Origin of the sequence: Paenibacillus amylolyticus (assembly GCF_047302515.1) — a bacterium.
Taxonomy (GTDB): domain Bacteria; phylum Bacillota; class Bacilli; order Paenibacillales; family Paenibacillaceae; genus Paenibacillus; species Paenibacillus amylolyticus_G.
In genome coordinates this window covers 3,965,608-3,982,562 of record NZ_CP168019.1, presented here as the reverse complement: position 1 = coordinate 3,982,562, position 16,955 = coordinate 3,965,608, and the positions used below count along the sequence as shown (strand labels likewise).

11 protein-coding genes and 1 tRNA gene are annotated in these 16,955 nt (G+C 47.5%); 9 read left to right on the top strand and 3 right to left on the bottom strand.

Translation table 11 applies throughout. The features are described 5' to 3' along the window. The first annotated feature begins 136 nt into the window (after nt 1-136). From ACDJ59_RS17090 to ACDJ59_RS17070, 5 genes are all read left to right on the top strand, one after another. A tRNA-Gly gene (locus tag ACDJ59_RS17090) sits at nt 137-207 on the top strand. Between the two features lie 519 nt (nt 208-726). Further along, on the top strand, nt 727-2,619 hold the full coding sequence (gene abc-f, locus ACDJ59_RS17085) for a ribosomal protection-like ABC-F family protein (RefSeq protein ID WP_413404356.1): 1,893 nt from the start codon (nt 727-729) through the stop codon (nt 2,617-2,619). A gap of 410 nt (nt 2,620-3,029) precedes the next feature. After that, nucleotides 3,030-4,064, top strand: a complete 1,035-nt coding sequence (pheS, locus tag ACDJ59_RS17080) for a phenylalanine--tRNA ligase subunit alpha (protein ID WP_047842255.1) — start codon at nt 3,030-3,032, stop codon at nt 4,062-4,064. Between the two features lie 82 nt (nt 4,065-4,146). Further along, nucleotides 4,147-6,600, top strand: a complete 2,454-nt coding sequence (gene pheT / locus ACDJ59_RS17075; protein WP_413404354.1) for a phenylalanine--tRNA ligase subunit beta — start codon at nt 4,147-4,149, stop codon at nt 6,598-6,600. Nucleotides 6,601-6,738: 138 nt separating this feature from the next. Next, the gene (locus tag ACDJ59_RS17070) at nt 6,739-9,447 is read left to right on the top strand and encodes a hypothetical protein (protein WP_413404352.1); all 2,709 of its coding nucleotides are present in this window, start codon (nt 6,739-6,741) and stop codon (nt 9,445-9,447) included. A 104-nt stretch (nt 9,448-9,551) separates the two neighbouring features. Here ACDJ59_RS17070 and ACDJ59_RS17065 read toward each other — a convergent pair whose 3' ends face one another. Beyond that, nucleotides 9,552-9,947: a cytochrome C oxidase subunit II gene (locus tag ACDJ59_RS17065; protein WP_413404350.1), complete on the bottom strand. Its 396-nt coding sequence runs from the start codon at nt 9,945-9,947 to the stop codon at nt 9,552-9,554. A 217-nt stretch (nt 9,948-10,164) separates the two neighbouring features. Next, complete coding sequence (locus tag ACDJ59_RS17060) at nt 10,165-10,524, bottom strand: phage holin family protein (RefSeq protein WP_036610114.1); 360 nt, start codon at nt 10,522-10,524, stop codon at nt 10,165-10,167. Between the two features lie 187 nt (nt 10,525-10,711). On the opposite strand from ACDJ59_RS17060, the gene ACDJ59_RS17055 reads away from it, so the two are divergent. From ACDJ59_RS17055 to ACDJ59_RS17040, 4 genes are all read left to right on the top strand, one after another. Then, on the top strand, nt 10,712-13,078 hold the full coding sequence (locus tag ACDJ59_RS17055) for an endonuclease MutS2 (protein ID WP_413404347.1): 2,367 nt from the start codon (nt 10,712-10,714) through the stop codon (nt 13,076-13,078). A gap of 113 nt (nt 13,079-13,191) precedes the next feature. Then, the gene (locus ACDJ59_RS17050; protein WP_283945688.1) at nt 13,192-13,569 is read left to right on the top strand and encodes a DUF350 domain-containing protein; all 378 of its coding nucleotides are present in this window, start codon (nt 13,192-13,194) and stop codon (nt 13,567-13,569) included. A gap of 119 nt (nt 13,570-13,688) precedes the next feature. After that, nucleotides 13,689-14,255: a hypothetical protein gene (locus ACDJ59_RS17045; protein ID WP_036669791.1), complete on the top strand. Its 567-nt coding sequence runs from the start codon at nt 13,689-13,691 to the stop codon at nt 14,253-14,255. A gap of 129 nt (nt 14,256-14,384) precedes the next feature. After that, nucleotides 14,385-15,599, top strand: coding sequence for an MFS transporter (locus tag ACDJ59_RS17040; RefSeq protein WP_413404345.1), 1,215 nt, complete (start codon nt 14,385-14,387; stop codon nt 15,597-15,599). A 95-nt stretch (nt 15,600-15,694) separates the two neighbouring features. On the opposite strand, the gene ACDJ59_RS17035 is transcribed toward ACDJ59_RS17040, so the two are convergent. Further along, nucleotides 15,695-16,915 carry an NAD(P)/FAD-dependent oxidoreductase gene (locus ACDJ59_RS17035; RefSeq protein ID WP_413404343.1) on the bottom strand — a complete coding sequence of 407 codons (1,221 nt, stop codon included), beginning with the start codon at nt 16,913-16,915 and terminating at the stop codon, nt 15,695-15,697. Nucleotides 16,916-16,955: the final 40 nt, after the last annotated feature.

Below are 16,955 nucleotides of genomic sequence, written 5' to 3'. Positions count from 1 at the left end.
CTCCTGCTTTTTTTGATGGATGCGTAATGAAAAAAATGGGAAATATAACTTGCATGCTATAGAGGATCATGGTATATTATTATTTGTAAAATCACTGTTAAATTCCTAAGGAACTTAACAATAAATCTTCAATCATGCGGGTGTAGTTCAATGGTAGAACTTTAGCCTTCCAAGCTAATAGCGTGGGTTCGATTCCCATCACCCGCTTACCGAAGCAGTACCGGAGCCCTTGCGATGCAGGGGCTTTTTCTATTGCCCTAAAAGAAAATTCGGTGGTAACAGCGAGCAGAAGATTGTTCTGTCTTCGGAGTGGAGAGTAGTAAGTATTCTTTAGTTTAATTTATATACCCTTTGCTTTTTTACAATGATCTGGTACAATAACGGAGAAATTGATACTACACATGAATGAGAGGTAACCATACGTCCCATGAAGTAAAACACATGAATTGAACCCCAGTTAACTGCAGACGGTTTTATGACGCAGTCAGCCAGAGCGGCTGAGCAATGAGGGGATTCGTGTGTCCAAATTCAGCTATGGGAAAAGGTATGGAGCAAGTAAGCCATTGAGGTTTACGTGTACCCTGTATTTTGGGTTTCTTTGTTCATGCCGTAGCTTACCTTAGATCTGTCTTTGAATGCTTGATCCAACCCTGAATTGCCAAACCGCCGGCTGATGCCAGCGGTTTTTTTTGTTCAGCAAAAAGGATGCAGGAAGGATGAAGCCTCATGATGACATTGGTACGCTTACATGAAGTATCAAAAGAGTGGAACGGTATTGAATTGTTTACAGGATTAAATTTGGAGATTAATGAGGGCGAACGACTCGCCATTTTGGGTCGCAACGGATGCGGCAAGACAACGTTGTTACGCATCATTTTGGGTGAGGAGCATGGTGGTGGACGGATTGAACGTCATATCCCTCAGCAGGAATGGGGTTTCATGCGCCAGCGCTCGGAGATTGAGACCGGGATGAATGTACTGGATGCGGTCCGGCGTGAGAGCGGTCAGATCTATGAAGTGAAACGGAACTTGGAAGAACTGGAACAACGTTTGAGCATGAGCACTGAAGCGGATGAAGAGCTGCTTGCAGCTTATACACAAGTGATGGAGCAATATGAACAGTTGAACGGTTATATGTGGGAGACTGAGGTAGAGAAAGTACTGACCCGCCTTGGATTATCCGCAGAGCATTGGAATAGACCCTATCATTCCTTGAGTGGTGGACAAAAAACAAAGGCTCGTTTGGCGGGGCTGCTTGTCAGCAAACCCAAATTCCTGATCCTGGATGAACCAACGAATCATCTGGATGAGGGAAGCATGCGCTGGCTGGAAGAGTGGTTATCCTCATATGAAGGTACGCTGTTATTTGTATCACATGATCGTACGTTTATTGATCAGGTAGCAACAGGAGTCATTGAGTTCAGTCCAGATGCCCTGACCAAATACAAGGGCGGATACTCCGACTACAAGATCCACAAAGAGCGTGAATTACGCGAACAGGAAACGATCTACCGCAGGCAGGAATTGGAACGTAAGGCGCTGGAAGAAACGATTCGAAATTATCAGGAATGGTTCCATAAAGCGCATAATTCGGCGACCGATGTAGAGGTGAAGATCACCCAGAGCTTCTACAAGGCCAAAGCCAACAAAAATATTTCACGTTACCATGCGAAACAAAAACAGCTGGAGCGTTTGGAGCGGGAACGGGTGGATAAACCTCGTGAAGCTGCAAAGTTGAACATGGAATTACAGATGAATCCACTGGCTGCACGCCAGCTGCTTGCGCTGGAAGAGGTGAGTTTTTCATATACGGGAGACAAATCATTGCTGCGCAATCTTCGAATTACTGTGGAACGCGGAGATCGGCTTGCTGTACGGGGCCCTAATGGAACGGGCAAGACAACACTGCTGAAGTTGATGTTTGGTGAACTAGAGCCTTCGCAAGGCAAGGTCACACGGCATCCGCAACTGAAAATCGGTTACTTTTCACAGGAGCTGGAAGGGCTTCCCGAAAATCTGACGCTGCTGGACAGCTTGCTTACCCTTCCATCCATGACACAAAGTGCGGCACGTACCATTCTGGGGTGTTTCCTATTTTCCAGAGATGATGTGTTCAAGCGCATTGGAGATTTGAGCATGGGTGAAAAGTGCAGAGTGGCATTTCTGAGACTGTATTTTGGCGGAGCGAATCTGCTGGTGCTGGACGAACCAACGAACTATCTGGACATCGATACCCAGGAAGTCATGGAAAATGTATTAAAACAGGCTTCAGGTGCTTTGGTGCTTGTATCTCATGACCGGATGCTGACGAAGTCACTCGCGAATCGGTTATGCGATCTGGAGGCTGGTGGCACAGCAACTCTGTTTGAAGGAGGAGTGTCGGATTGGGAGCAGTCCACCAAACTTCGTGAGGTGGCGCTGGAGACCCGGGAATCCGATGACGAGCGGTTACGATTGGAGATGCGCCTATCGGAGTTGCTGTCTCCTGTGAGCACTGCTGGAAAAGAAAGTCTGACACAGCCTGAGCATTCGAATGAGCGAGCAGTCGAGGCAGCTGAGATTCGCGAAATCCAGCAGCGCCTGAAACAATTGAAAGATAAGGGTGCAAGCATAAATTAGAACATGGACGGCTTGCTATTTCGATCTATTTTGCATATAATTATGAACGATCATCGATGATTACATCGATATAGGTAAACTAAGTAAACGTGATGATGGAGATAAGTAAGCAGTGCCTCTGGACAGGGAGGAAGCGCCGTGGATTGAGAGCGTTTCTGTAGAACAAGGCTGCCGAAATTCACTCCGAAGCGGTTCCCTGAACCTGTTTGTGTGCAGACACAGAGGCAACAGTAGGGGCAAACGGTTAACGGTCGTTATTCCGTACAAAGTGAGACAGAACCAGTTGCAGGCCAGAAGGGCCACGCAGCAATGGATGTCTAACAAGGGTGGTACCACGGTCTTTTCGTCCCTTCAGGGGAGAGAAGGCCTTTTTTTGTTGCAAAAACACCACAAAAAGGGGGCAATTACACATGAAAGAACGTTTAGAGGCATTGAAGATCGAAGCGCTGGAGCAGTTGTCTGGTGTGAATGATCCGCAGACGCTCAGTGATCTGCGTGTGAAGTATTTGGGGAAAAAGGGTGCATTAACTGAAATTTTGCGTGGTATGGGTGCACTTAGTGCGGAGGAACGTCCAGTTATTGGTCAAGTAGCCAATGATGTTCGGGCTGCCATTGAGGAAGTCATCGACAGCAAGCAGGATCAGTTCCAGAAGGAAGAGACGGCGAAGCGTCTGCAATCCGAGAAAATTGATGTGACTCTGCCAGGACGTCGTGGACGTCAAGGCGGACTGCATCCACTGACCAAAGTGGTACAGGAGATTGAAGATATTTTCATCGGTATGGGATACCGCGTTGCGGAAGGTCCTGAAGTCGAAATGGATTATTACAACTTTGAAGCATTGAATCTGCCGAAGAATCACCCGGCGCGCGATATGCAGGATTCCTTCTATGTTACTGAAGACTTGTTGATGCGTACCCATACATCTCCGGTTCAAGTACGTACCATGCAGAGCATGAAGGGCGAAGTGCCTGTCAAAGTCATCTGCCCAGGTAAAGTATACCGCCGTGATGATGACGATGCGACGCACTCTTTCCAATTCAACCAGGTTGAAGGATTGGTCATCAGCGAAAATATTCGTATGAGCGATCTGAAAGGAACCCTGCTGCAATTCGTGCGCGAAATGTTCGGTTCCCACACAGAAATTCGTCTGCGTCCAAGCTTCTTCCCGTTCACAGAGCCAAGTGCGGAAGTGGATGTAACTTGTGTACAATGTGGCGGCAGCGGCTGTCGCGTATGTAAGCAAACAGGCTGGCTTGAAATTTTGGGCGGCGGTATGGTTCACCCGAAAGTACTGGAGATGGGTGGATACGATCCGGAGAAATACAGTGGTTTTGCATTTGGAATGGGCGTAGAACGTATCGCGATGCTGAAGTATGGTGTCGATGATATCCGTCATTTCTACAATAGCGATCTGACCTTCCTGAAGCAATTCGGACGGCTGTAACTTTAAGACAAGAAAGATTGACCATATAGAGCAAGCGAATGAACCGGGAACACCAATTTATAGATGAAGGAAGTGAACGTCCATGAGAGTATCGACAGATTGGCTGTCTGATTATATTTCCCTTGAAGGTGTGACGCCACAGGAATTGGCGGAGAAAATCACCCGTGCGGGTGTCGAAATTGATGTAGTGGAGAACCGCAACAAGGGCGTGAATAAAGTTGTTGTAGGTTATGTGAAGAGCAAGGAGAAACACCCTGATGCAGACAAACTGAATGTATGTGTCATCGATGCTGGTCAGGAAGAAGATCTTCAGATCGTGTGTGGTGCGAAAAATGTGGATGCAGGCCAAAAAGTAGTCGTAGCCCTGGTTGGAGCGAAGCTCCCTGGTGGATTGGATATCAAAAAAGCCAAACTGCGCGGTGTTGTCTCCCTTGGCATGATCTGTTCCGCCAAAGAGCTGGGCATGAACGACAAATTGTTGCCGAAGGATCAGCAGGAAGGTATTCTCGTTCTGCCGGAACAAACTGAGGTTGGCACGCCAATCAGCCAGGTTCTTGGTCTCGACGATCATGTGCTTGAATTGGACCTGACACCGAACCGTTCCGACTGTCTCAGCATGCGTGGTGCAGCTTATGAAGTGGGTGCCATTCTGGGTCGTGAAGTGAAGCTGCCAAGTCCCAAAGACCAACTGGTTGAAATTGGTGATGCAGCCGCGAATCATATCTCTGTAGAGATCAAGGCACAGGAGCAATGCATTCACTATGCAGCTCGTTATGTAACTGGAATTAAGCTGGGTGCTTCCCCGCTGTGGATGCAAAACCGTCTCATGGCGGCAGGTGTTCGCCCAATCAATAACATCGTTGATATCACGAACTATGTCATGCTCGAATACGGTCAACCGCTACATGCATTCGATGCGGATAAACTGGAAAAGGGCCATATTGAAGTGCGGATGGCCAACGAAGGCGAAACGATTGTTACGCTGGATGGACAGGAGCGCAAGCTGGAGCCGCACATGTTGCTCATCACAGACGGCGTGAAACCTGTAGCCATCGCTGGGGTTATGGGTGGCGAGAATTCCGAAGTATCGGAAGGCACGGTGAATCTGTTGCTGGAGTCCGCCAAGTTCGACGGCGGAACCGTTCGGAAAACGTCGCGCCAACTGGGGCTACGTTCCGAAGCAAGCATGCGTTTTGAGAAGGAAGTAGACCCGGGTGCGGTGATTACGGCTTTGGATCGTGCGGCTGAACTGATTCAGCGTTATGCTGAAGGTGAAGTGCACCAGGGAATCGTGGAAGCTGGAGCAGAAGCTGCGGAGAAACGTGTAATTCAATTGTCGCTGGATAGACTGAATCGTTATCTGGGAACCGATCTGTCTTTGCTTGAGGTAAAAACGATCTTCGCTCGCTTGCACTTTGCATGTGGTGATGCTGATCAAGGATTGCTGGATGTGGAAGTGCCAACACGCAGAGGGGATATTACGCTCGATGTAGACTTGTCTGAAGAGATTGCGCGCCTGTACGGATACGACAACATTCCAACCACATGGATTGAAGGACCGACGACTCCAGGGGCATATACACGCTCTCAAGCAATGCGCCGTACGATTCGTGGATTGCTCTCAGGCAGTGGCTGGCAGGAAATGATCAGTTACTCCTTTGTACACCCGGATAAAGCGACCCTGTTCCCGGCGTTGACACAAGGAAGTAAAGCCGTGAAACTCGCGATGCCTATGAGCGAGGACCGCAGTGTGCTTCGTACGAGTATTTTGCCGCAAATGCTGGATGGAGCGGTGTATAACATGAATCGTAAACAGGATTCACTGGCTGTATTTGAAGTGGGTAATGTGTTCTTCACTGAAGAAGATCAGTTGACCAAGCAACCGCATGAAATCCCAGTACTGGGGCTGCTGCTCACCGGTAATCGTGCCAGCCAGCAGTGGAATGTTGGAGCGGAGAAAGTAGACTTCTTCGATCTGAAAGGTGCTCTTGAGCATCTGTTCGCCTATGTGGGGCTTGAACAACGCATTCGCTTGGTAGCAAACAGCCCTGAAGGATTCCATCCGGGACGTTCCGCATCGGTTTACCTGGAAGGTAAGGATGGCGGGGAAGGCACATTGATCGGTACATTGGGTCAATTGCACCCGGAACTGCAACAGCAGTATGATCTGAATGATGTGTACATCGCAGAGATTGCACTTGAATCGATTTACAGTGAAGCAGACGCTGATATTCGTTATCGTGAACTTCCGCGTTTCCCGGCGATGGAACGTGATATCGCGGTTGTTGTGAATGAGGATGTTGAAGCTGGAGATATGCTGCGCGCCATTCGTGAATCGGCGGGTGAATGGTTACAAAACGTACAGGTATTCGATGTGTTTACTGGCAGTAAACTGGGTGAAAACAAGAAGAGCGTGGCGATGGCACTGGTATACCGGAATCGTGAACGTACACTCACCGATGAGGAAGTTACTGAAGTTCATGCCCGTGTAGTGGCTCGTCTGGAAGAGCAATTCGGAGCGGAATTGCGTAAATAGGACAAAAGAAGATTTTTTGAACAAAGATTAGCAGGAATTGTTTGAAGTCACATCGAATCCTTAGCATTAGAGGATCGATGTGACTTTTTTGTGATTACAGCTTAGAATCAACATACAGACTTGAAGGAGGGCACAACTGTGACTACACCTGATCGTACACGCGTCACCGTAGAGATCTACGGGACTTCCTATAAACTGGTTGGCAGCAGTGCCGACTATATGAAACAAGTAGCTAACCTGGTAGATGAGCGTATGGGCGCAATCTCCAAGCAAAATTCCCGTCTGGATACTCCGCGTATTGCGGTACTGGCGGCTGTACATATGGCTGAACAGTCTCTTCAGACTCAGGAAATCCGTAATGAACTGAAGATGCTCACTGGAGAACGTACAGAACTGAGAAACGAATTGAATCGGTTGAACGCCATACAAAATGAACATCAACAAGAATTGGAACGGCGCGACGAGGCTCTTGCTGATTTGCAACAGTTGAAGATTGAAGCAGAGCAGGCGTTGCAAAAGTCCGAATCGGACAAAAATTCAGAAATAGCCAAGTTGAATAAGCTGCTGGAGCAAGAACGCGCTCAAGCAACGGAGCGAGTGCAGAAATTGCAGGCCCAAGCGACAGCACAACTGAAGGAAGCAGAAGCCAAGGGAACGAAACAGCTGAAGGAAATGGAAGAGAAAGTGGCTAACCAGCTTAAAAATGCACAGGCACAGGCTGCTTCCCAGCTCAAAGAAGCTCAGAACCGTTCTGCAGCCGAATTGCAGCAGGCGCAGGCCAAAGCTGCGGCGCAATATAAAGAGTTGCAGGACAAGACTGCAGCTCAATTAAAAGAAGTCGAAAGCCGTGCCGTTGCAGAACGTCAGCAGATTGAAGCGAAGGCTGCGCAGCAGGTTCGGACAGCCAAGGAAGAAGCCGAGTCGGCCATTTTGTCCGAGTTGGAGCAGGCAGAGAGCAATCTGAAGAAAGCTCAGGAAGAAGCAGCGCTGCAATATAACGAACTTCAGCAACAGATGGAACTTCGTCTTCAACAGGCTGAAGAAAAAGCGCTGCAACAGACACAAGAGCTCACGGATCAGGCGAATCAGGAACGGGCTGACTTGCAGGAACAAGCGGAGCAGAAGCGCCTGACTGAGATAAATCAGTTGAATGCGGAGTTCAAGGCGTTATCCGAGCAGTTGGAACTCGAATGGATGGAGAAAGAAGCAGCCCTCGAGGAACAATTGCAGCAAGCCAAGGAAGCAGCAGCGTCCCAGGCAAAAGAAGCCGAAGCGGCGGCAGAGGCCTTGTTGCAAGAAGAACAGGGCAAGCTCAAGCAGCAACTTGAGGAACAACGTAAACAGGCGGAGGCTCGACTATTAGATGTCGAAGAACAATTAGAAGAAGTAATGACCCAGCTCATTAGTGCACAGGACTTGGTTGCAGAGCAAGAACAGCAGCTTCAGCATGAGCGTGGTCAATTGGAATCGTTACGTCATGAGCATGGGGTCCGTAAGCAGGAGCAGGAAGTTCAGACTCGCCGAATTACGGAACTGGAACAACAACTGGAGCAGTTGAAAGAGGACCGTTCCCAGTTGCAGGAGCTTCTGCGTGAAACGGAACAGGCTGCCCAGCAATCCCGTGATCTACAGGAACAATGGAAGCAGAAGTATAATGAAACTGTGGATAGAGAAACCTCTCTCACAGCACAGCTACGCAAACTTCAGGAGCAACATGCACAGCTTGAACAGGAAGTTCAAAAGCTTCGTGAGGCTGAAGTGAAGTCGGAAGAGGAACAGCGCAGACTGCAAAAAGTGCTTGAACAGGCTCATGCTGCGGTGCGTACATTGCAGAATGAGATCGGCACGCTTACGGAACGTGAGCAGTCTTGGAAGGACCTTGCTGAGCAGCGATTGGCTGAGATCGGAGACCTGGAGAATCAGATTCTTGAAGTTGCTGAACAAAATGAAACGTTGGAGTCTGGTGTGCAATCCCTTCATGATGAATTGTCCGTGGTGAAGGAAGAGTCTCGTTTCAACCATGAAGAAGCTGTGCAATACCAGAAGGATGCAGAGCTTTTGGAAGAGAAACGTAATCAGCTTGAAGTTGAGCTAAATGTTGTTCGGGAAGAGCTGAACCGACTTCAGGATAACTATAAACAAATCCGTAACGATTACAGTGATGTATTACAACGTGAAGAGAATTACAGTTCCAAGCTGGATGAATTGAGCAAGGAGAAACAAGAGATTGTGAGCGTACTTGAAGAAGCGAGACAGTCTTCAGCTAAACTTTCCGAGCGTTACTCGGAACAAGAGAACCGGCTAGCCCAGACTGAGGAAGAAGCGTTGGAGTGGCAGATCAAACACGAAGAACTGTCAGCCAAACAGACCGAGTTGGCATCCCGTCTGGAGCAGTTGACAAGACGTGAAGAAGAACTTCGCTCAAGCGTTGAACAAGCAGAGCAGAACGACCAGGTATGGCAACGCCGTGCAGATGAATGGGCGGCTCAGGAACAATCCTGGCAGGAACGCTGGGCTGCACTTGAGAATGAACTGACGGTTTGGAAGAGAGAAAGTGCTGCAAGTAGTGAGTTGCTGGAGGGACTGGAGCAAGAACGACAGCAGCTGGACAAGTTACGTGCAGAAGCGACCCAAGAGAAAGAGATCATGGAAACTGAACTGCTTGAGATGGGGGAGCGTTACGAACTAGCGGCCAATCAATTACGTTTGTTACAGGTTGAACGTGAAATGGAGCAGGAGAAGGCAGAGCAGCTGAACACGGAATATCGTCAGTTGCATGATGAATATACGAAATTACAGACGGAATATAACGAATGGATTGAATTGATTGAACAGGACCAGACCTAGCGGAATGAATGCAGCAGAACTGGCTCGTGGGCAACGTACTCTGGTACAATTTGTTATACTAAAGAAGGAGCTCCCGTCGCTGCGGGGGCTCCTTGTCTTGAATACTATTCTTCAACGATAATTTTGGAGATCATGCTGCTGTGTCCTGAACCACAGAAGACAGAACAGGACATTTCAAACTCACCAACTTTGTCCGGGGTTATGACTTTGGAGCTATTTCTGGTATCCAGTTGAAGATTCAGCTCAGGCACAAGGATACCGTGATTTCCGTTTTCATTTTTATAAACAATGTTAACGGGAACGCCTTTTTTAAGATGGTACTCAGGTTTATCGAATTCATAGTTACTTGCCTTGATGACCAATTCTTCACTGGCTGTAACTCCAGCATCAGCATCGGATCCATTGCTGCCAGATTCTGCGGACTGTTTCGCCCCTCCACATGCAGTGAGGACCAGAATTAACATACAGGCAGCAAGCCATGTTATGCCTTTCTTCATCATGTGCCTCCTTAAAGCGTGATATGGATAAAATTTGAATGATTGCTCCTGTCATCATACCGCAATATGTGGATGCCTGTACACGCTGCGTATGTCGTTTTTTTGAAAATTGTACGGGTACGGCAGAGCGTGTGTACTGCCCGAATGAAATAAACCCCTTCCGGCCCAAGGCCTTCAGAGGTTTAGGAGAATACATGGGGACGTTAAGGTGAAGTGGAGATTAACTTTTGGAGCTTCGTCCGGCATCAAAAGGGGTGGATACCGGGATGAAGAGATCGATAATCCCGATAACCAGCGCAGCGAGAATGGCACCGAGCAGGCTGACTTCAACATGATCTACAACATATTGACCAAGCCAAATCACCAGTGCGCTAACGATAAATCCGACAATACCGCGACCAAACGGGTTGACTCTTTTGCCGAAGATACCTTCAACGATCCAGCCGAGCAGGGCAATGACAAGAGCAAGCAACAGAGCGCTCCAGAAGCCACCAACGGCGAATCCGGGAACGATCCAGCTGACCACCATTAATACAATTGCAGCGATGACAAATCGCACGACATGTCCCAGGAAATTCATGGTGTTTACCTCCTTTTATTCGGATTGAACTGAGCAGGGCAACTCCAAGGGGATGGAGAGGTTGCACAATCCTGACACCTGTAGTTTGTGGTGTTATGTTTGAAGTTATGTGTGGAAGGATTCGTTAAATAGCGTAAGAAAGTTTCTTTCGTTATAATACAGATATAGTTTGGAAGGAGTTGTACACTTGGACACGAAAATTTTACACACACTGGAATATCGCAAAATTTTAAATACATTGCTTAGCTTTGCCCAGACGACTATGGGAAAAAAGAAAGCGGAGCAACTTGAACCAAGCAGTGAACTTGAAGAAGTGAAGCGGTTGCTGCAGCAAACCGATGAAGCCTTCACATTTGATCGCCTGAAAGGCTCACCGTCGTTTGGGGGAATTGTAGATATTACGGCTTCCATCAAACGTGCTGAAATTGGAGGCACACTTAACCCTCACGAACTTTTGGGAATATCCAATACAACCTTTGCGGCGCGGCGATTGAAACGTCAGATTGGTACTTTGCATGAAGATGAGCCCATCGAATCTTTATTCTATATCAGTGATCAACTGTCAGAGCAAAAAACGCTTGAGGATTCAATCAAAATCTGTATTGACGATAATGCAGAGGTTGCCGACAGTGCAAGCGTAACGTTGGCGCAGATCCGTCGTGAGCTGCGAGGCGGAGAAGCTCGGATTCGCGAAAAACTGGATTCGATGATTCGATCCTCTACCGTATCCAAGATGCTTCAGGATCAGCTCATTACCATCAGAGGAGACCGTTTTGTTATCCCGGTGAAAGCTGAATATCGTTCGTACTTTGGCGGGATTGTGCACGATCAATCCGGTTCGGGTGCGACATTGTTCATTGAGCCGGAATCCATTGTTGCAATGAACAACAAATTACGCGAGACCCGGATTCGGGAAGAACGCGAAATAGAAATTATTTTGCAGAAATTGACGGCACTTGTCAGTGAGCAGGGAGAGTGGCTGTTGTATGATGTCGACTTGCTGGGATCACTTGATTTTATCTTTGCCAAAGCACGTCTGGCTCGTGAACTGAAAGCAACATTGCCTCGCATGAATGACCGCGGGTTCCTAAAGCTCAAGAAAGGCCGTCATCCACTGATTCCGATTGAAAACGTGGTTCCAATTGACATAGAGTTGGGCAATGATTACACATCCATTATCGTGACAGGTCCCAATACGGGTGGTAAAACGGTAACGCTCAAAACAATTGGATTGCTGAGCCTGATGGCAATGTCCGGTTTATTTGTTCCGGCTGAGGATGGCAGTCAGCTATGTGTATTTGATGCGATCTACGCAGACATTGGGGACGAGCAGAGTATCGAGCAGAATCTGAGTACTTTCTCCAGTCATATGACCAACATCATTCGCATTCTGAAAAACATGACGCCGAAAAGTTTGGTATTGCTCGATGAACTTGGAGCAGGGACAGACCCGGCTGAAGGTTCCGCACTGGCGATCTCCATGCTGGAGCATATGCACCGGACGGGATGTCGCATGGTTGCAACCACTCACTACAGTGAACTGAAAGCATACGCATATGAGCGTAAAGGTGTCATTAATGCCAGCATGGAATTTGACATCAACACACTGAGTCCAACCTATCGCCTTCTGGTGGGTGTACCTGGACGAAGTAATGCATTTGCCATTGCAGAGCGACTGGGACTGCCGGGTTACATTCTCGACTACGCCCGTGGCGAAGTGAAGGAAGAGGATCAACGGATTGAGCACATGATTGCTTCTCTTGAAGAGAACCGTCTTACGGCTGAACAAGAGCGTGAGAAGGCAGAGAGCTTGCGCCAGGATATGGAGAAATTACGCAGTCGTCATCAGACCGAACTGGAGAAGCTGGAACAGCAGCGTGATCGCCGAATTGAAAAAGCAGAAGAAGATGCACGCAGCATTGTGGACAAGGCTCGCACGGAAGCGGAGAAGATTATAGCAGATCTTCGCCTGTTGGCTATGGAAGAAGGTGCTTCCGTGAAGGAGCACAAACTCATTGCTGCCCGCAAACAGCTGGACGAGGCTGAACCGGAGAAACGCAGAAAAACGGTCAAGAAGACGGCAACAGCGCCGAAGACTCGTGCTATCGGTCCTGGTGATGAAGTGCTTGTCTACAGTTTGAATCAAAAAGGCCATGTTGTAGAGATGGCGGGCAGCAAAGACGCTATGGTACAACTGGGGATTATGAAAATGAAAGTATCCCTGGATGACTTGGAACTGCAGCAATCGGCTCCCGCAGCCAAACCAAAGCAAAAACCGGTAACGGGTATGAAGCGCACACGTGATGACAATGTGAAAAGTGAATTGGATCTGCGTGGTACCAACCTGGAAGAAGCCCTGATGGAGACAGACCGGTTCATTGATGAAGCTTTCCTTGCCAACCTGGGCCAAGTTTATATTATTCACGGTAAAGGTACAGGAATTTTACGTTCCGGTATTCAGGATTACCTGCGTAAGCATAAACATATTAAAAGCTACCGGCTGGGCAATTACGGAGAAGGCGGGAACGGTGTGACCGTCGCAGAATTGGAATAGCCGGTCCATGAATCAATGATATTCTGCGACCTTATTCATGAAGGTCGCAGATGGGGAGAGGGGAACGGTGCGTGATAGAAAGCATTGACCAATTGCTGTCTCATCCCTTGGGGATGGTACTCGGTTTTTTCTCGGTAGCGATTATGGAGCTGCTCGTATTTCTGGCTTGCTTCGAACTGGTGACTAAGTATAAATGCTGGACGGAGATCAAGAAGGGCAATGTGGCCGTTGCGATGGCTACAGGAGGTAAGATCTTCGGGATCTGCAACGTATTGCGGTTCTGCATACAAGCGAAATCTTCGGTATATGAAGCCATGACGTGGTCATTCGTAGGGTTTATCCTTCTGCTCATTGCCTACTTTTTGTTCGAATTCCTGACACCCGTGTTCTCCATTGATAAGGAGATCGAATCGGATAACCGAGCTGTCGGATTGATATCCATGATTATTTCAGTCTCGCTGTCGTTTGTAATTGGCGCGAGCATTATCTAGGGGGACTGGTCATGAAGATATTGATACGGATTCTGTTTGCGGCATCGATCGTGTTTTTTGCCATCGGTGTCATCTATGTAATGAATACATGATTATATGAAAGAGAAAGGTTGATCAATATGGAAACAACAGTATGCCCTTGGTGTCAGACGGAGATTGTATGGGATGAGGAACTCGGTCCTGAAGAAGAGTGTCCTTATTGCCACAATGAGTTAAAAGGATACCGTACGCTCAATATTAACATCGATGATGAAGAGAACGATGAAGCTGAGGACGACATCTATGATGTAGACGATGTAACGAACGAGAAACAGACTACGGATCTTTCGGATCTGTGGGGGGATGAAGTCGAACTCAAATTGCCGGAGTTGCGAACGTTAACCAAATACGCGGATGAAGGTAATGATCTCATTCAGTATGAACAAGGTGTACAGAAGCAACTTGATCATCAGGAAGAAGTACCAGAGTGCCCGAATTGCCGGGAATTCATGATTCTCGCAGGTACACAAGCTGCAACGCAGGATAACTTCACACCAGTTGCTAACGCAGCTTCAGGCGAAGGGTCACTATTGGCATCACCGTTTAAAGTATTGACCTATGTATGCTCGGGATGTTTCCAAGTTCAATACAGTCTGTCTGAGGAAGATCGTCTGCGTCTGATCAAGAATCTGAGTACGCAGGAATAAACATTTCGGAGATTCTAACCAATTTCATAGCAATCCTGAAGATTCCTCATGTTTTCCTCTTGCTTGGGGCACGTTAACCCTAAGACCTACCTGTACATAGTTCACTTCAGGTGGATGAAGGAGGAGCAGATGAAGATTACTTTAGGCCGACAATCCATTCTGCTTTTGGGCGTGAATGGATTGTTTGCGTTAGCCGGAGCGCTGTCGGGAACCTTTTTGAATGTGTTTCTGTGGAAAAGCCGTCCGGATTATGCCATGTTGGGGTGGTTCACTCTCAGCCAGCAACTGGCCATTGGACTGACATTCTGGCTTGCTGGCAAATGGGTCAAGGAACACAATAAAATGAGTGCACTACGACTAGGTACTGCGCTGTCCGGCATATTTTATATGATAGTCCTCTGGGCTGGTTCCAAAGCTGTAGACTGGATATGGCCTCTGGGTATGCTACTAGGTTGTTCCTTGGGGCTATTCTGGATTGCATTTAATGTTGTGTATTTTGAAATAACGGATCGGGAAAACAGGGATCTATTCAATGGCTGGGTCGGGTTACTTGGTTCGATGACAGGAATTATAGGTCCATGGTTCTCCGGTCTGATTATTACTCGCATGACAGACAACACAGGATATCGGCTCATCTTCACGGTATCACTCGTTATTTATGTTATAGCGGTAGTTTTTAGTTTTTTTCTGAAAAAAAGAAAGGTGAGCGGTACATACCGCTGGTCAGAACCTTGGATACAGCTATCCAAGCGGGATAGTCCCTGGAGGACCTTAGGGTTGGGTTTATTCGCTCAGGGTGCACGTGAAGGTGTCTTTGCCTTCCTGATTGCACTGCTTGTATATTTGGCTACCGCACAGGAGTACAAATTGGGGCAGTTCTCACTCATCACTTCTGCTGTGGCACTAGTAAGTTATTGGGCAGCCGGGAAATGGTACAAACCACAGTATAGATCAAAAGGCATGTTCATTGGAGCCCTCATTCTGCTCATTGTGCTTCTTCCTCTTCTCTGGAAAGTGACCTATGGTACGCTGTTAATCATGGGGATTGGGAGTGCTGTTGCGATGCCGTTATATGTACTACCGATGATATCAGCGGGATTCGACATGATGGGCACAAGTGGCGAAAATGTGGAGAAAAGGGTTGAACTTGTCGTTTTGAGAGAGTTATGCCTGATGCTTGGCAGACTAAGTGGGTTGTCCATATTTATTGTGACGGTCTTAAATGCTCCGTCTCTACGTATGTTAACCTGGCTTATTATTGTCCTCGGTGCTTCTCCGCTAATTGGATGGGTCTTTATGCGCAAGTTATTGAACCGAACGGAAGGGCAAGAGCCCTTGGCTTAGCAGACTTCCAAATATATAAACAGGGTACAGCGGCGGGAAAAGAGAACTTTCCGTGTGCTGTACCCTGTTTGTAGTTGTATTGGTGCGGTTGTTGGTTATACAGGAGATGGTTTACTTGTACGTGTAAGTGAGAATAGATCCATATCAGGGTTTTGTTTGCCAGTAATAGCATCCACAATTAAGGAAGCAGCAATCATGCTGTATACGGTCCCGTTACCTCCATACCCTTCTACAAAATAAGAATGCGGATAATCCGGATGTGTGCCGATCAGGGGGAGGCCATCATTCGTATTACCAAACACAGCACCCCAGGCATAATCGACTTCAAGATCATCTAAAGGGAAATAGGAACGGACCTCTTCCAGGAGTGTATCTCCCCGGTGATATGCCCGTATTTCACGTTGATCCTCTCGAGGTGTTTCTTCATCCAAACCGCCTGCGATGATTCTTCCGTCCGGTGTTGTTCGCATATACAAATATGGGCGAGCTGTCTCCCAAATCATGCTGTGTTCAAACCATTCACTAAGATCAGACAACGGTTTGGTAGCAATCGCGTAGGTCGTTTTCAGATAGGCTCCGCGATCCTTTTTGATGTCCTGTGTTTCGTAACCGGCAGCAAATATGACCTTCTTCGCACGAATTTTACCGTTGGAAGTGTGGCATATTACACCATCTTCATCGTATTCACAGTGTATCATCTCCGTCTGACCATAAATTCTAGCGCCACGTTTATTTGCGGATTCAAACAAGGCATGAACAAAACGATAGGGGTTCACTTCCGCATCTCCCATTGTGTACAGTGCAGCGGGTTTGCTGAAGGGAAAATGCTGGCTTATTTTGTCGGCATCCCACAGTTCAGCTTCAAAACCATAACGCTTCAAGGTCTGATATTCTTCCTCCAATTGGGCCACATCATCTTCACTGCTTGCAAAACAAAGACTTGTCCGTGGGATAAACCAAGGGTCTGTATCCAGACTGTCTGCAATTTGAGCAAGCTGTTTCATGGCTTCACAACATAGCTCATAAAAACGTACGCCTGTCGCTTCACCAAAAGTATTGATACACGACGTTAGTGTTTTGTCATTGGTGTATTGTAAAAGACCTGTATTGGCAGAACTGCTGCCGTGGGCAATGTCTCGCTTATCAATCACAACGGTGTTAACACCCTGTTCCGTAAGTAGTTTAGATGTCAATGCGCCCCCCATGCCCCCTCCAATGATGAGGCAGTCACAAGAGATGTCTTCTTGTAAAGCAGAATAATTAATTGTTGAATTGAAAGTGGAGGGCCAAAAAGGTGTGCTATAGACCAGATCCATTAGAAACATCTCCTTTATAATTTAAATTTGTATACTTTTG

Coding starts and splice junctions, on each gene's coding strand:
- pheS (WP_047842255.1), top strand. CDS start 3,030: ATGAAAGAACGTTTAGAGGCATTGAAGATCGAAGCGCTGGAGCAGTTG.
- ACDJ59_RS17040 (WP_413404345.1), top strand. CDS start 14,385: ATGAAGATTACTTTAGGCCGACAATCCATTCTGCTTTTGGGCGTGAAT.
- abc-f (WP_413404356.1), top strand. CDS start 727: ATGATGACATTGGTACGCTTACATGAAGTATCAAAAGAGTGGAACGGT.
- ACDJ59_RS17045 (WP_036669791.1), top strand. CDS start 13,689: ATGGAAACAACAGTATGCCCTTGGTGTCAGACGGAGATTGTATGGGAT.
- ACDJ59_RS17065 (WP_413404350.1), bottom strand. CDS start 9,947: ATGATGAAGAAAGGCATAACATGGCTTGCTGCCTGTATGTTAATTCTG.
- ACDJ59_RS17050 (WP_283945688.1), top strand. CDS start 13,192: ATGGTACTCGGTTTTTTCTCGGTAGCGATTATGGAGCTGCTCGTATTT.
- ACDJ59_RS17035 (WP_413404343.1), bottom strand. CDS start 16,915: ATGGATCTGGTCTATAGCACACCTTTTTGGCCCTCCACTTTCAATTCA.
- ACDJ59_RS17060 (WP_036610114.1), bottom strand. CDS start 10,524: ATGAATTTCCTGGGACATGTCGTGCGATTTGTCATCGCTGCAATTGTA.
- pheT (WP_413404354.1), top strand. CDS start 4,147: ATGAGAGTATCGACAGATTGGCTGTCTGATTATATTTCCCTTGAAGGT.